Annotated in this window: 30 protein-coding genes; all 30 read left to right on the top strand. The window is 58.8% G+C overall.

Annotated elements, in window-relative coordinates; translation table 11 throughout:
* The first annotated feature begins 133 nt into the window (after positions 1-133).
* Entirely contained in the window at positions 134-445 is a 312-nt protein-coding gene (gene rpsJ / locus SO058_RS04105) for a 30S ribosomal protein S10 (RefSeq protein ID WP_031475667.1), read from the top strand.
* A gap of 123 nt (positions 446-568) precedes the next feature.
* Positions 569-1,264: a 50S ribosomal protein L3 gene (gene rplC, locus SO058_RS04100; protein ID WP_320841875.1), complete on the top strand. Its 696-nt coding sequence runs from the start codon at positions 569-571 to the stop codon at positions 1,262-1,264.
* 18 nt (positions 1,265-1,282) lie between these two features.
* Complete coding sequence (gene rplD / locus SO058_RS04095; protein ID WP_320841728.1) at positions 1,283-1,906, top strand: 50S ribosomal protein L4; 624 nt, start codon at positions 1,283-1,285, stop codon at positions 1,904-1,906.
* Complete coding sequence (gene rplW / locus SO058_RS04090; protein WP_320841727.1) at positions 1,906-2,199, top strand: 50S ribosomal protein L23; 294 nt, start codon at positions 1,906-1,908, stop codon at positions 2,197-2,199. The genes rplD and rplW overlap by 1 nt, the downstream gene beginning before the upstream one ends.
* A 97-nt stretch (positions 2,200-2,296) precedes the next feature.
* Positions 2,297-3,130, top strand: a complete 834-nt coding sequence (gene rplB, locus SO058_RS04085) for a 50S ribosomal protein L2 (protein ID WP_320841726.1) — start codon at positions 2,297-2,299, stop codon at positions 3,128-3,130.
* 18 nt (positions 3,131-3,148) lie between these two features.
* Entirely contained in the window at positions 3,149-3,430 is a 282-nt protein-coding gene (gene rpsS / locus SO058_RS04080) for a 30S ribosomal protein S19 (protein WP_320841725.1), read from the top strand.
* Positions 3,431-3,448: 18 nt separating this feature from the next.
* Entirely contained in the window at positions 3,449-3,784 is a 336-nt protein-coding gene (gene rplV / locus SO058_RS04075; protein WP_320841724.1) for a 50S ribosomal protein L22, read from the top strand.
* A 13-nt stretch (positions 3,785-3,797) separates the two neighbouring features.
* Positions 3,798-4,613 (top strand): 30S ribosomal protein S3, encoded by an 816-nt coding sequence (gene rpsC / locus SO058_RS04070; RefSeq protein ID WP_320841723.1) that lies wholly within the window; start codon positions 3,798-3,800, stop codon positions 4,611-4,613.
* Positions 4,613-5,041, top strand: coding sequence for a 50S ribosomal protein L16 (gene rplP / locus SO058_RS04065; protein ID WP_320841722.1), 429 nt, complete (start codon positions 4,613-4,615; stop codon positions 5,039-5,041). The genes rpsC and rplP overlap by 1 nt, the downstream gene beginning before the upstream one ends.
* Complete coding sequence (gene rpmC / locus SO058_RS04060; RefSeq protein WP_320841874.1) at positions 5,041-5,241, top strand: 50S ribosomal protein L29; 201 nt, start codon at positions 5,041-5,043, stop codon at positions 5,239-5,241. Before rplP ends, rpmC begins: the two co-directional genes overlap by 1 nt.
* A 15-nt stretch (positions 5,242-5,256) precedes the next feature.
* Positions 5,257-5,514, top strand: coding sequence for a 30S ribosomal protein S17 (gene rpsQ, locus SO058_RS04055; RefSeq protein WP_320841721.1), 258 nt, complete (start codon positions 5,257-5,259; stop codon positions 5,512-5,514).
* A 12-nt stretch (positions 5,515-5,526) separates the two neighbouring features.
* The gene (rplN, locus tag SO058_RS04050) at positions 5,527-5,895 is read left to right on the top strand and encodes a 50S ribosomal protein L14 (protein ID WP_320841720.1); all 369 of its coding nucleotides are present in this window, start codon (positions 5,527-5,529) and stop codon (positions 5,893-5,895) included.
* 15 nt (positions 5,896-5,910) lie between these two features.
* Complete coding sequence (rplX, locus tag SO058_RS04045; RefSeq protein ID WP_320841719.1) at positions 5,911-6,228, top strand: 50S ribosomal protein L24; 318 nt, start codon at positions 5,911-5,913, stop codon at positions 6,226-6,228.
* A gap of 19 nt (positions 6,229-6,247) precedes the next feature.
* Positions 6,248-6,793 (top strand): 50S ribosomal protein L5, encoded by a 546-nt coding sequence (rplE, locus tag SO058_RS04040; protein ID WP_320841718.1) that lies wholly within the window; start codon positions 6,248-6,250, stop codon positions 6,791-6,793.
* 14 nt (positions 6,794-6,807) lie between these two features.
* Positions 6,808-6,993 (top strand): type Z 30S ribosomal protein S14, encoded by a 186-nt coding sequence (locus tag SO058_RS04035; protein ID WP_320841717.1) that lies wholly within the window; start codon positions 6,808-6,810, stop codon positions 6,991-6,993.
* A gap of 310 nt (positions 6,994-7,303) precedes the next feature.
* Entirely contained in the window at positions 7,304-7,702 is a 399-nt protein-coding gene (rpsH, locus tag SO058_RS04030) for a 30S ribosomal protein S8 (RefSeq protein WP_320841716.1), read from the top strand.
* A gap of 15 nt (positions 7,703-7,717) precedes the next feature.
* The gene (gene rplF / locus SO058_RS04025; RefSeq protein ID WP_320841715.1) at positions 7,718-8,263 is read left to right on the top strand and encodes a 50S ribosomal protein L6; all 546 of its coding nucleotides are present in this window, start codon (positions 7,718-7,720) and stop codon (positions 8,261-8,263) included.
* A gap of 18 nt (positions 8,264-8,281) precedes the next feature.
* Positions 8,282-8,641, top strand: coding sequence for a 50S ribosomal protein L18 (gene rplR / locus SO058_RS04020; protein ID WP_320841714.1), 360 nt, complete (start codon positions 8,282-8,284; stop codon positions 8,639-8,641).
* 18 nt (positions 8,642-8,659) lie between these two features.
* Complete coding sequence (gene rpsE, locus SO058_RS04015; protein WP_320841713.1) at positions 8,660-9,160, top strand: 30S ribosomal protein S5; 501 nt, start codon at positions 8,660-8,662, stop codon at positions 9,158-9,160.
* A gap of 18 nt (positions 9,161-9,178) precedes the next feature.
* Positions 9,179-9,361 carry a 50S ribosomal protein L30 gene (gene rpmD, locus SO058_RS04010; protein WP_280962542.1) on the top strand — a complete coding sequence of 61 codons (183 nt, stop codon included), beginning with the start codon at positions 9,179-9,181 and terminating at the stop codon, positions 9,359-9,361.
* A 3-nt stretch (positions 9,362-9,364) separates the two neighbouring features.
* The gene (rplO, locus tag SO058_RS04005) at positions 9,365-9,805 is read left to right on the top strand and encodes a 50S ribosomal protein L15 (RefSeq protein ID WP_320841712.1); all 441 of its coding nucleotides are present in this window, start codon (positions 9,365-9,367) and stop codon (positions 9,803-9,805) included.
* A 1-nt stretch (position 9,806) separates the two neighbouring features.
* On the top strand, positions 9,807-11,108 hold the full coding sequence (gene secY / locus SO058_RS04000; RefSeq protein WP_320841711.1) for a preprotein translocase subunit SecY: 1,302 nt from the start codon (positions 9,807-9,809) through the stop codon (positions 11,106-11,108).
* Positions 11,109-11,125: 17 nt separating this feature from the next.
* Positions 11,126-11,755 carry an adenylate kinase gene (locus tag SO058_RS03995; RefSeq protein ID WP_320841710.1) on the top strand — a complete coding sequence of 210 codons (630 nt, stop codon included), beginning with the start codon at positions 11,126-11,128 and terminating at the stop codon, positions 11,753-11,755.
* Between the two features lie 3 nt (positions 11,756-11,758).
* Positions 11,759-12,523 carry a type I methionyl aminopeptidase gene (gene map, locus SO058_RS03990; protein WP_320841709.1) on the top strand — a complete coding sequence of 255 codons (765 nt, stop codon included), beginning with the start codon at positions 11,759-11,761 and terminating at the stop codon, positions 12,521-12,523.
* Between the two features lie 4 nt (positions 12,524-12,527).
* Positions 12,528-12,803, top strand: coding sequence for a KOW domain-containing RNA-binding protein (locus tag SO058_RS03985; RefSeq protein WP_320841708.1), 276 nt, complete (start codon positions 12,528-12,530; stop codon positions 12,801-12,803).
* A 15-nt stretch (positions 12,804-12,818) separates the two neighbouring features.
* Positions 12,819-13,037: a translation initiation factor IF-1 gene (infA, locus tag SO058_RS03980; protein WP_016148769.1), complete on the top strand. Its 219-nt coding sequence runs from the start codon at positions 12,819-12,821 to the stop codon at positions 13,035-13,037.
* A gap of 100 nt (positions 13,038-13,137) precedes the next feature.
* Complete coding sequence (gene rpmJ, locus SO058_RS03975) at positions 13,138-13,251, top strand: 50S ribosomal protein L36 (RefSeq protein ID WP_320841707.1); 114 nt, start codon at positions 13,138-13,140, stop codon at positions 13,249-13,251.
* A 130-nt stretch (positions 13,252-13,381) separates the two neighbouring features.
* On the top strand, positions 13,382-13,750 hold the full coding sequence (rpsM, locus tag SO058_RS03970) for a 30S ribosomal protein S13 (protein WP_320841706.1): 369 nt from the start codon (positions 13,382-13,384) through the stop codon (positions 13,748-13,750).
* 16 nt (positions 13,751-13,766) lie between these two features.
* Positions 13,767-14,168: a 30S ribosomal protein S11 gene (rpsK, locus tag SO058_RS03965; RefSeq protein ID WP_320841705.1), complete on the top strand. Its 402-nt coding sequence runs from the start codon at positions 13,767-13,769 to the stop codon at positions 14,166-14,168.
* Positions 14,169-14,186: 18 nt separating this feature from the next.
* Positions 14,187-14,780 (top strand): 30S ribosomal protein S4, encoded by a 594-nt coding sequence (gene rpsD / locus SO058_RS03960; RefSeq protein WP_320841704.1) that lies wholly within the window; start codon positions 14,187-14,189, stop codon positions 14,778-14,780.
* The last annotated feature ends 40 nt before the right edge of the window (positions 14,781-14,820 follow it).

Here is a 14,820-nt window from a genome sequence, read left to right as displayed (position 1 = left end):
ATCCTGACACGATAAGTGTGCCCGGTTATTTTCATGCCCGGACGTGATACACACGGCGGGGTTGCAGTTTCTCTCCGTAACGAGTGGACGCATTATTATAATGTATGTCACACATACGAGGAGGAAAAACACCATGGCAAACGCACAGAAAATCCGTATTCGCCTCAAGGCGTACGACCACGAGCTGATCGACCAGTCGGCCGAGAAGATCATTGAGACCGCAAAGCGCAACGGCGCGAAAGTTTCCGGCCCGATCCCGCTGCCGACCGAGAAGCAGATCGTCACCATCCTGCGTGCTGTTCACAAGTACAAGGATGCGCGTGAGCAGTTCGAGCGCCGCACCCACAAGCGCCTGATCGACATTATCAACCCGAACCAGGCCACCATCGAGGCGCTGACCACGCTGGACCTGCCGGCGGGCGTTGAATTCGAGGTCAAGCTTTAATTTTGTTTACAAGCCGCTGGATTAACCCACCGGTGGTTTGAAGCCCTGCCGCGTTCCAGCGGCGAGGTCATGTTGGCGGCACAAGCCGTCAACCAATAACCTTTAAGGAGGAAATACACTATGCTGAACAAAGCAATTATCGGCAAGAAGGTCGGCATGACCCAGATCTTCGACGAGACCGGCAAGGTCATTCCCTGCACGGTCATCGAGGCCGGCCCCTGCGTCGTGACCCAGATCAAAACCGAGGAAAAGGAAGGCTACAACGCCGTCCAGTTTGGTTTTGCGGATGTGAAGGAGCGCAAGCTGAACAAGCCCCAGCTCGGCCACCTGAAAAAGGCGGGCGACGCGCTTAAGAAGTACCTCAAGGAGTTCCGCTTTGAGGACTGCACCAAGTTCCAGATCGGCGACGTGATCAAGGCCGACATGTTCGTGAGCGGCGACTGCGTCGACGTCACCGGCACTTCCAAGGGCAAGGGCTACGCAGGCGTTATCAAGCGCTTCAACGCCGGTCGCTCCCCGATGAGCCACGGCGCCGGCCCGATGCACCGCCATCAGGGTTCGATGGGCGCGTGCTCCGACCCGTCCAAGATCATGAAGGGCAAAATGATGCCCGGTCACATGGGCGCCGAGCAGGTCACCGTGCAGAACCTGGACGTTGTAAAGGTCGATCCCGAGCTCAACCTGATCGCCGTTTGCGGCGCGATTCCCGGCCCCAAGGGCGGTATCGTGTTCCTGAAGAACACCGTCAAGAACAACAAGGTTGCCAAGGGCGAGGCTGGCGTCAGCAAGAACCCGCAGAAGGCTTCGGCCAGAAAGTAAGGGGAGGAGGAATACCACATGCCTACAGTAGCAGTTTACGATATGACCGGCAAGAAGACCGGCGAAATGGAGCTCAATGAAGCCGTTTTCGGCATCGAGCCCAACATGACTGTGGTTCACGCCGCGGTCAAGAACTACCTGGCTAACCGCCGTCAGGGCACGCAGTCGACCCTGACCCGCGCCGAGGTGCGCGGCGGCGGCATTAAGCCGTGGCGCCAGAAGGGCACCGGCCGCGCCCGTCAGGGCTCGATCCGCTCCCCGCAGTGGACGCACGGCGGTATCGCCCTGGGCCCCAAGCCCCGTTCCTACAACTATTCGCTGACCAAGAAGACCAAGCGTCTGGCCATGCTCTCCGCGCTGTCCGCCAAGGCGGCTGCGGGCGAGATCGTCGTGATCGACGGCCTCGATCTGGGCGAGATCAAGACCAAGACGTTCGCTGGCTTCCTCGGCGCGATCGAAGCGACCGGCAAGAGCCTGGTCGTCACCCCCGAGGTGCGCGTGAACGTTGTCAAGTCCGCGGCCAATATCCCCGGCGTGCGCACGACCATCGCGTCGACGCTCAACGTTTATGACATCCTCAACGCCGACAAGTTCATCATCGACAAGGCGGCGGTCGAAAAGCTCCAGGAGGTGTACGCATAATGAAGTTCACGTATGATGTGATCCGTAAGCCGATCATCACCGAGCGTTCGATGTCCGGTATCCAGGATAACAAGTACACGTTCGAGGTCGCGGCTGACGCGGGCAAGATCGAGATCAAGAAAGCGGTCGAGGAGATCTTCGGCGTTAAGGTGCTCAAGGTCAACACGATCAAGCTGCCCGGCAAGTGGAAGCGCATGGGCGTCCACGTGGGCAAGCGCCCGGACATCAAGAAGGCGGTCGTCACGCTGACCCCGGATTCGAAGAAGATCGAGATCTTCGATAACATGGTCTAAGCCCGAGGGCGGACCGAACAGCTCCTCCTGTGGGGAGAGAGCATTTATGGGGAAGACACCCCGATAACGAACAGATTTTAAGGAGTTGAAAATCCAAATGGCTATCAAGACTTTCAACCCGACGACGCCCTCGCGCAGAAATATGACTGTGCTTTCCTACAAGGGCCTGTCCAAGGTGAAGCCCGAGAAGAGCCTTCTCGAAAAGGTCAAGAAGACCGCCGGCCGCAACAGCTATGGCCGTATCACCGTCCGCCACATCGGCGGCGGCAACAAGAAAAAGTACCGTATCATCGATTTCAAGCGCCAGAAGATGGATATGCCCGCGACTGTCCTGACGCTCGAATACGATCCGAACCGTTCGGCGAATATCGCGCTCGTACAGTATGAGGACGGCGAAAAGGCCTACATCCTGGCTCCTGAGGGCTTGGCGGTAGGACAGCAGGTCCTCTCCTCTGCCGCGGCCGACATTAAGCCCGGCAACTGCCTGCCGATCGCGAACATCCCGGTCGGTACTGTGATCCACAACATCGAGCTGTACCCCGGCAAGGGCGCGCAGCTGGTCCGTTCCGCCGGCGTCGGCGCGCAGCTGATGGCGAAGGAAAACGGCAAGGCGATGGTCCGTCTGCCCTCCGGCGAACTGCGTTATGTCCGCCTGGACTGCAAGGCGACGATCGGCGTTGTCGGCAATTCCGACCACTCGAACGTCCAGCTCGGCAAGGCCGGCCGTACCCGCCACATGGGTATCCGCCCGACCGTCCGCGGTTCTGTCATGAACCCGTGCGACCACCCGCACGGCGGCGGCGAGGGCAAATCGCCGATCGGCCGTCCGTCTCCGGTCACCCCGTGGGGCAAGCCGGCGATGGGTTACAAGACCCGTAAGAAGAATCACCGCACCGACAAGCAGATCGCTCGTCGTCGCAACGGTAAGTGAGAAAGGAGTTAACGTAATATGGGCAGAAGTATCAAGAAGGGCCCTTTTGTGGCTCCTGAGCTTATCAAAAGAGTCGTTGAAATGAACGAGAAGGGCGAGAAGAAGGTCCTCAAGACCTGGTCCCGCGCCTCCACGATCTTCCCTGAGTTCGTCGGCCACACCTTCGCGGTGCACGATGGACGCAAGCATGTTCCGGTTTATGTTACCGAGGACATGGTTGGTCACAAACTGGGCGAGTTTGCTCCCACCCGTACCTATCGTGGTCACGCGGGCAGCAGAACCTCCAATAACGGCAAGTAAGGGAGGATGAACGAAAACATGGAAGCAAAAGCGATTGTAAGAAACGTTCGCATGACGCCGCGCAAGGTCAAGCTGATCTGCGACCTGATCCGCGGCAAGGATGCGGGTACCGCGATGGCGATCATCATGAATACCCCCAAGGCTGCATCTGAAGTTATGGCGAAGCTGCTCAAAAGCGCGGTGGCCAATGCCGAGAACAACCACGGCATGGATACCGATAAGCTGTACGTCAAGATGGTGCACGTCGCGCCCGGCCCCGTTATGAAGCGCGTGATGCCGCGCGCACAGGGCCGTGCGTTCCGAATCCTCAAGAGAACCTCGCATATCACGCTGGTTCTTGGCGAGAAAGAATAAGGGAGGTTAATCGATGGGCCAGAAAGTAAATCCGAACGGTCTCCGTGTCGGCGTTATCAAGAATTGGGATTCCCGTTGGTTCGCGAAGGACAATGTGTTCGGCGACCTCCTCGTGGAAGACTATAACATCCGCAAGATGCTCAAGAAGCGTCTGTACGATGCAGGCGTTCCGGCGATCGAGATCGAGCGCAAGAACGACGAAATCAAAATCATGATCCAGTGCGCGCGTCCCGGCATGGTTGTCGGCCGCGGCGGCGAGGATATCCAGAAGCTCGAAGCCGAGCTGACCCGCAAGTACGGCAAGAAGGTCAAGTGCTCCATCATCGAGATCAAGAACCCCGATACCAACGCAACGCTCGTAGCTGAGAATATCGCGGCGCAGCTCGAGAAGCGCATCGGCTTCCGCCGTGCGATGAAGCAGTCCATGGGCCGTGCGATGCGCATGGGCGCCAAGGGCATTAAGGTTTCCTGCGGCGGCCGTCTGGGCGGCGCGGAAATCGCCCGCACCGAGCACTATCATGAAGGCACGATCCCGCTGCAGACCCTGCGTGCGGATATCGACTATGGCTTCGCCGAGGCCAATACCACCTATGGTAAGATCGGCGTCAAGGTATGGATCTACAAGGGTGAAGTCCTGACCGGCGGCCCGCGCCTGGGCCGTTCGATCGAGGCGCCCAAGCCCGCGTTCGAGCGCCGCGACCGCCGTCGTGACGACCGCCGCGGCGGCGACCGCCGTAACGGCGGGTTTAACAACCGCAACGGCGGCGGTTTCAACCGCAATGGCGGCGGCCAGGGCCGTCCCGCAAGACAGGAAGGAGGCAACCGCTAATGCTGCTCCCCAAGAGAGTAAAATACCGTCGCGTGCATCGTGGCCGCCTCAAGGGCAAGGCTACCCGCGGCAACACCGTGACCTACGGCGAATTCGGCCTGCAGGCCACTGAGCCGAGCTGGATCACTTCGAACCAGATCGAGGCTGCCCGTATCGCCATGACCCGTTATACCAAGCGCGGCGGTCAGGTTTGGATCAAGATCTTCCCTGACAAGCCGGTAACCGAGAAGCCGGCCGAGACCCGAATGGGTTCCGGTAAAGGCTCGCCCGAGTACTGGGTTGCAGTTGTGAAGCCCGGCCGTGTACTGTTTGAGATCGCAGGCGTTTCTGAGGAGACTGCCCGCGAGGCCATGCGTCTGGCCAGCCATAAGCTGCCGTGCAAGACCAAATTCGTAACCCGTGAGACCAAGAATGGCGGTGAAGCATGATGAAGGCAAGTGAGATCCGTGAACTGTCGGCCGAAGAGCTGACTGCGAAGCTCGGCGACCTGAAGAAGGACCTGTTCAATCTTCGCCTGCAGCACGCCACCAATCAGCTTGACAACACCAACAAGATCGTTGAAGTCAAGCACGACATTGCACGTGTCAACACCGTTCTCCGCGAGAAGCAGCTCGCGGACAAGGCGTAAGGGAGGTAAGCGAAGTTGAGCGAAAGAGCATTGCGCAAGACTCGCGTAGGCAAGGTTGTTTCCGACAAAATGGATAAGACCATTGTCGTCGCGATTGAGGATCGCGTTCAGCATCCTCTGTATAAGAAGGTTATTCCGCACACCTTTAAGCTGAAAGCACACGATGAAAACAACGAGTGCAAGATCGGCGATAAGGTCAAGGTCATGGAGACCCGCCCGCTGTCCAAGGATAAGCGCTGGCGCTTGGTCGAAGTGATCGAGAAGGCAAAGTAAGGAGGAGAGCACATGGTTCAGCAGGAAACATTTCTGCGTGCGGCTGATAACAGCGGCGCGAAAGAACTGAAAGTCATTCGTGTTCTCGGCGGCTCCGCGCGCAAGTACGGCAATATCGGCGACGTGGTCGTCTGCTCGGTGCGTAAGTGCACCCCGGGCGGCGGCGTCAAGAAGGGCGACGTGGTCAAGGCCGTCATCGTCCGTACCGTCAAGGGCCTGCGCCGCGCGGATGGCAGCTACATCCGCTTTGACGAGAACGCCGGCGTTATCATCAAGGAAGACAAAAACCCCAAGGGTACCCGTATCTTCGGGCCCGTGGCGCGCGAGCTGCGCGACAAGGATTACATGAAGATCCTGTCGCTGGCTCCCGAAGTACTGTAAGGAGGTCGCCGAATTATGAATACTCTGCATGTAAAAACGGGCGACACCGCAGTCGTTCTTTCCGGCAAGGAAAAGGGCAAGCGCGGCAAGGTGCTGTCTGTCAATCCGAAAAAGGGCATGGTTGTGCTTGAGGGCGTCAACATGATCAAGTGCCACACCAAACCCCGCCGCCAGGGCGAGACCGGCGGCATCATCACCCGCGAGGGCGCTCTGCGCGCTTGCAAGGTGATGCGCGTATGCCCCAAGTGCGATAAGCCCACCCGCCCGGCGCACAAGCTGCTCGAGAACGGTACGAAGACCGTTGTCTGCAAGCATTGCGGCGAGACACTGTAAGAAGAGGAGGATGCAATCAATGGCCCCGAATATGAAAGCGAAATACACTGCGGAAGTTGCTCCTGCTCTGATGAAGAAATTCCAGTACAAGAGCACGATGCAGATCCCTACGATCGATAAGATCGTGGTAAACGTCGGCTGCGGCAAGGAAGCGAACGGCAACTCGAAAGTTATCGAGTCGGTTGTGCGCGACATTACCGCGATCACCGGCCAGAAGCCGGTCGTCACGACCGCTAAGAAGTCGGTTGCGAACTTCAAGCTTCGCGAAGGCATGCCGGTCGGCGTTAAGGTCACCCTGCGCGCTGAGCGCATGTGGGAGTTCCTCGACCGTCTGTTCAACGTGGCGCTGCCCCGTGTCCGCGATTTCCGCGGCATCAACGGCGACGCGTTCGACGGCCGCGGCAACTACGCCCTCGGCCTCAAGGAGCAGCTGATTTTCCCTGAGATCTCCTATGACCAGATCGATAAGGTCCGCGGCATGGATATCGTCATCTGCACCACGGCGCAAAACGATGAAGAAGCGAAAGAGCTGCTCACACTGATGGGCGCTCCGTTCGCCAAGTAAGGAGGAGAATGTAAATGGCTAAGAAATCTATGATCCTCAAGCAGCAGGCAAGCCCGAAGTTCTCCAGCCGTGCGTATAACCGCTGCAAGATCTGCGGCCGCCCGCACGCTTACCTGCGCGACTTCGGCATCTGCCGTATCTGCTTCCGCGAGCTGGCCTACAAGGGACAGATCCCGGGCGTGCGCAAGGCTTCCTGGTAAACCAGCACCCGACAAACCGGCCCTACCGGTTGTCCACAAAGCGTTTTGACGGGAACAAACCCTCTTTTTCGACGAAAAATGTTCAGTTTGTTGCTTGTCAAGTGTGCTGAAAAGATGATATAATAAGCCGATAGCCCGCCTTTGCGGGCTTAACGGCTGTTATAGAATAACAGTTTTTCACAGGCCGCTGTCCGTGGAAGGGCCACGGTACAGTGTAAAGAAAAGTGGGAGGCAAACAGGCCAATCAGAGGATTTAACCCGCCTCGATTGCTGCACTACCCCCAAACTTCTTAAAAGGAGAGCATAAAATATGCAGATCACCGATCCTATCGCGGATATGCTGACCCGTATCCGTAACGCCGGCAATGCACGTCATGCCAGCGTGGACGTTCCCGCGTCCAAAATGAAGAAGGCAATTGCCCAGATCCTGCTCGACGAAGGCTATATCAAGTCTTACGAAGTCGTAGACGGCAACGTGCAGGGTATCATCCGCATTGTGCTGAAGTATGTCGACGGCCGCCAGAAGGCGATCACCGGCCTCAAGCGCGTATCCAAGCCCGGCCTGCGTGTCTACGCGGGCTCGCAGGAGCTCCCCAAGGTTCTCCGCGGTCTTGGTGTTGCCATCGTTTCCACTTCCAGAGGCGTCATGACCGACAAAAAGGCCCGCGAGCTGAATGTCGGCGGCGAAGTCCTCGCATTTGTCTGGTAAGGGGAGGTATAAAATATGTCTAGAATTGGTAGAATGCCGATTGCCGTACCGGCTGGCGTCGACGTAAAGATCGACGGCAACGTGATCACGGTCAAGGGCGCCAAGGAAACCCTTACCCGCGAGATCCATCCGAACATGTCCGTCAAGGTGGAAAACGGCGAAATCCTGGTTACCCGTCCGAACGACGAGAAGGAAAACCGTGCGCTGCACGGCCTGACCCGCAGCCTGGTGAACAACATGGTTGTCGGCGTCACCGAGGGCTACAAGAAAGAGCTGGACGTTATCGGCGTCGGCTACCGTGTAGCCAAGCAGGGCAAGGATCTGGTTATGAACCTCGGTTACTCGCATCAGGTAACAATGAGCGAGATCGACGGTATTTCGATTGAAGTTCCCAACCCGAACAAGATCATCATCTCCGGTCCTGACAAGCAGAAGGTCGGCCAATTTGCCGCGGAAGTCCGCGAGAAGCGTCCGCCGGAGCCCTACAAGGGCAAGGGCATTCGCTACGTGGATGAGTATGTCCGCCGCAAGGAAGGCAAGACCGGCGCTAAGAAGAAGTAAGGAAGGAGAGTGTGCTAAATGGTTTCTAAGAAAGATTCGAATAAGGCGCGTCTGCAGCGCCATAAGCGCGTTCGCGCGAAAATCAGCGGCACCGCCGAGCGTCCGCGCCTCGACGTATACCGCTCCGCCAAGAACATCTACGCACAGGTCATCGACGATGTCGCCGGTGTTACCTTAGTCTCCGCCTCGTCGACTGAGAAGGACTTTTCCGAGTACGGCGGCAACAAGGATGCGGCGAAAAAAGTCGGCATGCTGGTTGCGGAACGCTGCAAGGCCAAGGGCATCGAAAACGTTGTTTTCGACCGCGGCGGCTATCTGTACCACGGACGAGTCAAGGAACTCGCTGAGGGCGCCCGCGAGGGCGGCCTGCAGTTTTAAGTCGGGAGGAGGTAAAACATGGCTTTTAATAGAAACGATAAGCGCGAGGACGAGTTCTCCGAGAACGTCGTAGCGCTCAACCGCGTCGCCAAGACCGTTAAGGGCGGCCGTATCTTTAAGTTTGCGGCGCTGGTCGTCGTGGGCGACGGCAAGGGTACTGTCGGCTTCGGCCTGGGCAAGGCTTCGGAAGTTCCGGACGCCATCCGCAAGGGTATCGAGGACGCGAAAAAGAACCTGGTCAAGATCTCGCTCAAGGGCACCACGATCCCGCACGAGGTCATCGGCGCGTTCGGCGCCGGCCGTGTGCTCCTGAAGCCTGCCGCTCCCGGTACCGGCGTTATCGCCGGCGGCGCGGTTCGTGCAGTCGTCGAGGCTGCCGGCATCAAGGACATCCGCACCAAGTGCCTGCGTTCCAACAACCCGCAGAACGTCGTCACGGCCACGATGGAGGGCCTCAAGAGCCTGCGCGACGCCGCTCAGGTTGCGGCGGTTCGCGGCAAGACTGTAGAAGAGCTGTAAGGAAAGGGGTAATAACCAATGGCAAACATGAAGATTACCCTGAAAAAGAGCCTGGTCGGCCGCTTGGATAAGCATATCGCGACCGCTCATTCTTTGGGGCTTAAGAAGATCAATGATGTAACCGTTCAGCCGGACAACGCGCAGACGCGCGGCAAGATCCATCAGATCGGTTATCTGCTCGAAGTTGTAGAGGAGGCGTAACCGATGAAGCTTCACGAATTATCGCCGGCTCCCGGCGCGACCAAGCCCGCTTACCGCAAGGGCCGCGGCGCCGGCTCGGGCAACGGCAAGACCGCTGGCCGCGGCCATAAGGGCCAGTGGGCCCGTTCGGGCGGCGGCGTCCGTCCCGGCTTTGAGGGCGGCCAGATGCCGCTGGCGCGCCGCCTGCCTAAGCGCGGTTTCCACAATATTTTCGGTACCACCTACGCACCGGTCAATGTTTCCGCTCTTGAGAAGTTTGAAGACGGCACCGAGGTCACTGCAGAGGCTCTGCAGGCGGCCGGTATCGTCAAGAATGCTCGTGACGGCGTCAAGATCCTGGGCAATGGAACGCTCTCGAAGAAGCTGACGGTCAAGGCCGCCGCTTTCTCGGCTTCCGCCAAGGAGAAGATCGAGGCCGCAGGCGGAAAGACCGAGGTGATTTAAGGTGTTCCAGACCCTTAAAAACGCCTGGAGCCTGCCCGACCTGCGCAAGAAGATCCTATATACGCTGTTTATTCTGCTGATCTTCCGTTTCGGCTCGTCGGTGCCGGTTCCGTTCATCGACACCAATCTGCTCGCCCAGTTCTTCCAGGACTCGACGGTATCTGGTTCGATGCTCGGCTATGTTGATATGTTCACGGGCGGCGGACTGTCGCGCGCGACCATCTTCGCCATGTCGATCACGCCCTACATCAATGCGTCCATTATCCTCCAGCTGCTCACCGTGGCCATCCCCGCTCTCGAGCGTATGGTTCGTGACGGCGGCGAGGAAGGCCGCAAGAAGATCGCCAGCTGGACCCGTTATGTGGCGGTTCTGCTCGGTCTGCTGCAGGGCTTCTCCTACTATGTGCTCTTAAAGCGCGGCTTCAACGGCCAGAGCATGCTGGCCACCAACAGCCCGCTGGCTGCGGTCGCCATCATCCTGACCTTTACCGCCGGCACCGCGCTGATCATGTGGCTGGGTGAGCACATCACCCAGAACGGCATCGGCAACGGCATCTCGATCATCCTGTTCGCAGGCATCGTATCGCGCGGCCCGTCGCTGATCCGCACGCTGTGGAATCTGGCCAAGAAGGGCGGCACGGATATTATCGTGGCGCTGCTGATGATCGTCATCGGCCTTGCGCTGATCGTATTCATCGTCTTTATGTCGAACGCCGAGCGCCGTATCCCGGTGCAGTACGCCAAGCGCGTCGTCGGCCGCAAGATGTACGGCGGACAGTCCACACACCTGCCGATCAAGGTTTCGGCTTCCGGCGTTATGCCGATCATCTTCGCGTCCTCGATCCTGTCGCTGCCCCAGACCATTTCGATGTTCTGGACGCCCGCGGCCGGCACGGTGGGCTGGCATATCATGAACCTGTTCAGCCAGTCCAACCCGTTCTATATCATCGTGTACGCGCTGCTGATCATTGCGTTTGCGTATTTCTACGCATCCATCCAGTTTAACCCGATCGAGATCTCGAACAACCTCAAGAAGAACGGCGGCTTTATCCCGGGCTTCCGCCCCGGCAAGCCGACGAGCGACTTTATCACCAAGGCGCTCGGCAAGGTCACCTTTGTTGGCGCGATCTTCCTGGGCGTTGTAGCGGTTCTGCCGCTGATCGTCGGCGCAGTTTCGCCCAACCTCAGCAATGTGGCGCTGGGCGGCACGTCGGTCATCATCGTGGTCGGTGTTGCGCTTGACACGGTCAAGCAGCTGGAGGCGCAGATGATGATGCGCCACCACAAGGGCTTCTTAGAGTAATACGGGAGGCATAATCTGTGAATTTGATTTTACTCGGCGCGCCGGGTGCGGGCAAGGGGACGCTGGCGGCATACCTTATCGAAAAGATGGGCGTGCCGTCGGTATCCACCGGCAACATCCTGCGCGAAGCGATTAAAAACAACACACCGCTCGGCCGCGAGGCCAAGCAGTTTATGGACGCGGGCCAGCTCGTGCCCGATCAGGTTGTGATCGGCATGCTGAAAGACCGGATTGCCCAGGACGACTGCAAAAACGGTTTCATCCTGGACGGTTTCCCGCGCACCATCCCGCAGGCCGAGGCGCTCGACAAGATCGCGTCCATCGACTGCGCGCTGTCTCTCGAAGTGCCCGACGAGGTCATCGAAGGCCGTATGACCGGCCGCCGCGTCTGCCTCAAATGCGGCGCGACGTACCACGTCAAGGCCAACCCGCCCAAGACCCCGGATGTTTGCGACCATTGCGGCGACAGGCTGCACGTCCGCAAGGACGACCATATGGGCGTGGTCCGGCACCGTCTCGCGACGTTTCATGAGCAGACCGAGCCCCTCAAGGACTACTATGGGGCGCAGGGCAAGCTTAAAAGCATCGACGGGACGCAGGGCATCCAGCAGACCGAACAGTTTGCCACTGCGGCATTGGGTCTGTAAGCTATGATTCATATTAAATCAGAACAAGAGCTCGAACGGATGCGTTTAGCCTGCCGCATCACCGCCATGGCGCGGAAAGCGGCGGCTGACGCAGTTCGTCCCGGAGTTACCACGGGCGAGATCGACCGAGTGGTCCGCAAGACCATCGAGGAGAACGGCGCAACGCCGTCCTTCCTCGGTTACGGCGGCTTCCCGGCGAGCGCCTGCGTGTCGGTTAACGACGAGGTCATCCATGGCATCCCGTCCGAATCCCGGATCGTCCGGGAGGGCGATATCGTCAAGGTGGACGTCGGCGCCTATATCGGCGGCTTCCACGGCGATTGCGCCTGCACGGTAGCGTGCGGCGAGGTGTCGGACGAGGCCAAGCGTTTGATCGAGGTAACCCGGCAGAGCTTCTATGAGGGTATCAAATTTGCCCGGGAGGGTGCCCGCGTTTCCGATATCTCGGCAGCGGTTCAGGAATATGTCGAGAAAAACGGATTTTCCGTGGTGCGCGCCTATGTCGGGCACGGCGTCGGCAGTGCGCTTCACGAAGCGCCCGAGGTGCCGAATTTCGGCCGCCCCGGCCACGGCGTCCGCCTGCAGCGCGGCATGACCCTCGCTATTGAGCCCATGGTCAACGTGGGTGTGTATGACATTAAGGTTCTGCCTGACGGCTGGACCGTCAAAACCAAGGACGGCAAGCTGAGCGCCCATTATGAAAACACTGTCGTCATCACGGACGGCGAGCCCGAGATTTTAACGGGCATCGACGGCGAGGTGCTTTGACGCAATGGAAGCGCATACAGCCGATATCGTTTTGTCCCTGTCCGGCAGGGACAAGGGAATGCTGTTTTTGGTCATGGCAGAGGAGGGGGAGTTCCTCTTTCTGGCGAACGGACGCGCACGCCGCGCCGAAAGCCCCAAACGCAAGCGGCGAAAGCACGTGAGCTATCAGGGGCCGTGCGACGAGCGCACGAAAGCAAAGCTTTCGGATACCGGCCGCCTGACCAACAGTGAAATACGCAAGGCCCTGGCCCTTTGGACCGGGGACGAAGATTCCAATTGACCGAGGAGGGGTACAATGGCAAAAGATGATGTCATCGAACTGGAGGGTACCGTCATAGAGGCGCTGCCAAACGCCATGTTCCAGGTGGAACTGCCCAACGGCCACAAGATCCTGGCGCATATTTCGGGCAAACTCCGCATGAATTTTATCCGCATTCTCCCCGGCGACAAGGTCACCGTTCAGATGTCGCCCTACGACCTGACCCGCGGTCGTATTACTTGGCGTTCCAAGTAAGAAAAGCGGGCGGAGGCGCGTATGTGACCCGCGCGCCAGCGGTCGCCGGTTTTTGGCCGGTGTCCCATCCCACCATATCAAATGATGGAGGTAAAAAGCCATGAAAGTGAGACCGTCTGTAAAGCCGATCTGCGAGAAGTGCAAGATCATCCGCCGCAAGGGCAAGGTCATGATCATCTGCCAGAACCCGAAGCACAAGCAGAAGCAGGGCTAAGCGCAAATCCTAATGTTTCAGTGAACACGACAAGCAGGCGCACAAAGCGCCGCGCTGCAGGGGCGGAGGCGGCTCCTATACTGTGTTTGCCAACACGCCTCAGTGAAAAACAATCGGAGGTTTTTAAAGTATGGCACGTATTGCCGGTGTTGACCTTCCCCGCGAAAAGCGCGTGGAGATCGGCCTGACCTATATCTTCGGCATTGGCCGCAAGACATCGAACGACATTCTGGGCAAAACCGGGATCAATCCCGATACCCGCGTCAAGGACCTGACCGAGGAAGAGGCTGCCAAGCTTCGTGAGGTCATCGAGCGCGACTACAACGTCGAGGGCGACCTGCGCAACGAGATCGGCCTGAACATCAAGCGCCTGGTCGAAATCGGCTGCTACCGCGGCCTGCGCCACCGCCGCGGCCTGCCCGTCCGCGGACAGCGCACCAAGACCAACGCACGCACCCGCAAGGGCCCCAAGAAGACCATTGCGAACAAGAAGAAGTAAGGAGGGGAACGTATAAATGGCTAAGGTACAAAAGAAAGGCGCGACCCGTACGCGCCGCCGCGAGCGCAAGAACATTGAGAAAGGCGCGGCTCACATCCGTTCCTCTTTCAACAACACGATCGTTACCATCACGGATACGAACGGCAACGCGATCTCCTGGGCTTCGGCCGGCGAGATGGGCTTCCGCGGTTCTCGTAAGTCTACGCCGTTCGCCGCGCAGACGGCTGCCGAGACGGCTGCCGCCGCTGCGATGGAGCATGGCCTGAAGACCGTTGAGGTCTATGTCAAGGGCCCGGGCTCCGGCCGCGAGGCTGCGATCCGCGCGCTGCAGGCCGCCGGCCTCGAGGTGACCATGATCAAGGATGTCACCCCGATCCCGCACAATGGCTGCCGCCCGCCCAAGAGAAGAAGAGTCTAATAGAGGAGGAACCAAAATATGGCTAAGAATACACAGCCCGTACTCAAGCGCTGCAAGACGCTGGGCCTCTCGCCCGCGGTACTTGGTTACTCCAAGTCGACCAAGCGCCAGCCCAAGCAGTCCCGCCGCAAGCAGTCCGAATACGGCATGCAGCTGGCTGAGAAGCAGAAGGTTAAATTTGTATACGGCGTGCTCGAGAAGCAGTTCCGCGGCTACTATGAAAAGGCCGAGCGCAAGCAGGGCATCACGGGCGAAATCCTGCTGCAGGAGTTGGAGCGCCGCCTGGACAACGTCGTGTTCCGCATGGGCTTTGCCAACACCCGCCGCGAGGCGCGCCAGCTGGTAAACCATGCGCACTTCACCGTAAACGGCACTCGCGTCAACATCCCGTCGTACCAGGTCAAGCCGGGCGACGTGGTAGCGGTTTCCGAAAAGAGCCGCTCGAACACCAAGTTCAAGACCCTGCTCGAGGAGAACGGCAAAAAGTCTTGCCCCAAGTGGATCGACAAGGCTAAGGACTCCTTCGAGGGCAAGATCGTTTCCATGCCCGCGCGCGACGACATCGACTTCGACGTTGCCGAGCACCTCATCGTCGAGTTGTACTCGAAATAATAAACCCTCGTTTTGGGATTGGGTTCGGCGCTTTGCGCCG

The organism is Agathobaculum sp. (assembly GCF_034098985.1).
Classification (GTDB): Bacteria; Bacillota; Clostridia; order Oscillospirales; family Butyricicoccaceae; genus Agathobaculum.
This window is presented reverse-complemented; position numbering and strand designations above follow the sequence as displayed.

Bases quoted from the DNA above. Each gene is read 5' to 3' on its own strand.
- rplD (WP_320841728.1), top strand. From the start codon at position 1,283: ATGCCTACAGTAGCAGTTTACGATATGACCGGCAAGAAGACCGGCGAA.
- rplP (WP_320841722.1), top strand. From the start codon at position 4,613: ATGCTGCTCCCCAAGAGAGTAAAATACCGTCGCGTGCATCGTGGCCGC.
- rpsH (WP_320841716.1), top strand. From the start codon at position 7,304: ATGCAGATCACCGATCCTATCGCGGATATGCTGACCCGTATCCGTAAC.
- rplW (WP_320841727.1), top strand. From the start codon at position 1,906: ATGAAGTTCACGTATGATGTGATCCGTAAGCCGATCATCACCGAGCGT.
- rpmC (WP_320841874.1), top strand. From the start codon at position 5,041: ATGAAGGCAAGTGAGATCCGTGAACTGTCGGCCGAAGAGCTGACTGCG.
- rplV (WP_320841724.1), top strand. From the start codon at position 3,449: ATGGAAGCAAAAGCGATTGTAAGAAACGTTCGCATGACGCCGCGCAAG.
- rplE (WP_320841718.1), top strand. From the start codon at position 6,248: ATGGCCCCGAATATGAAAGCGAAATACACTGCGGAAGTTGCTCCTGCT.
- rpsS (WP_320841725.1), top strand. From the start codon at position 3,149: ATGGGCAGAAGTATCAAGAAGGGCCCTTTTGTGGCTCCTGAGCTTATC.
- rplR (WP_320841714.1), top strand. From the start codon at position 8,282: ATGGTTTCTAAGAAAGATTCGAATAAGGCGCGTCTGCAGCGCCATAAG.
- map (WP_320841709.1), top strand. From the start codon at position 11,759: ATGATTCATATTAAATCAGAACAAGAGCTCGAACGGATGCGTTTAGCC.
- SO058_RS04035 (WP_320841717.1), top strand. From the start codon at position 6,808: ATGGCTAAGAAATCTATGATCCTCAAGCAGCAGGCAAGCCCGAAGTTC.
- rpsJ (WP_031475667.1), top strand. From the start codon at position 134: ATGGCAAACGCACAGAAAATCCGTATTCGCCTCAAGGCGTACGACCAC.
- rpsK (WP_320841705.1), top strand. From the start codon at position 13,767: ATGGCTAAGGTACAAAAGAAAGGCGCGACCCGTACGCGCCGCCGCGAG.
- rpmD (WP_280962542.1), top strand. From the start codon at position 9,179: ATGGCAAACATGAAGATTACCCTGAAAAAGAGCCTGGTCGGCCGCTTG.
- rplO (WP_320841712.1), top strand. From the start codon at position 9,365: ATGAAGCTTCACGAATTATCGCCGGCTCCCGGCGCGACCAAGCCCGCT.
- SO058_RS03985 (WP_320841708.1), top strand. From the start codon at position 12,528: ATGGAAGCGCATACAGCCGATATCGTTTTGTCCCTGTCCGGCAGGGAC.
- rpsE (WP_320841713.1), top strand. From the start codon at position 8,660: ATGGCTTTTAATAGAAACGATAAGCGCGAGGACGAGTTCTCCGAGAAC.
- rplF (WP_320841715.1), top strand. From the start codon at position 7,718: ATGTCTAGAATTGGTAGAATGCCGATTGCCGTACCGGCTGGCGTCGAC.
- rplN (WP_320841720.1), top strand. From the start codon at position 5,527: ATGGTTCAGCAGGAAACATTTCTGCGTGCGGCTGATAACAGCGGCGCG.
- rplB (WP_320841726.1), top strand. From the start codon at position 2,297: ATGGCTATCAAGACTTTCAACCCGACGACGCCCTCGCGCAGAAATATG.
- rpmJ (WP_320841707.1), top strand. From the start codon at position 13,138: ATGAAAGTGAGACCGTCTGTAAAGCCGATCTGCGAGAAGTGCAAGATC.
- rpsD (WP_320841704.1), top strand. From the start codon at position 14,187: ATGGCTAAGAATACACAGCCCGTACTCAAGCGCTGCAAGACGCTGGGC.
- rpsC (WP_320841723.1), top strand. From the start codon at position 3,798: ATGGGCCAGAAAGTAAATCCGAACGGTCTCCGTGTCGGCGTTATCAAG.
- rplX (WP_320841719.1), top strand. From the start codon at position 5,911: ATGAATACTCTGCATGTAAAAACGGGCGACACCGCAGTCGTTCTTTCC.
- infA (WP_016148769.1), top strand. From the start codon at position 12,819: ATGGCAAAAGATGATGTCATCGAACTGGAGGGTACCGTCATAGAGGCG.
- rpsM (WP_320841706.1), top strand. From the start codon at position 13,382: ATGGCACGTATTGCCGGTGTTGACCTTCCCCGCGAAAAGCGCGTGGAG.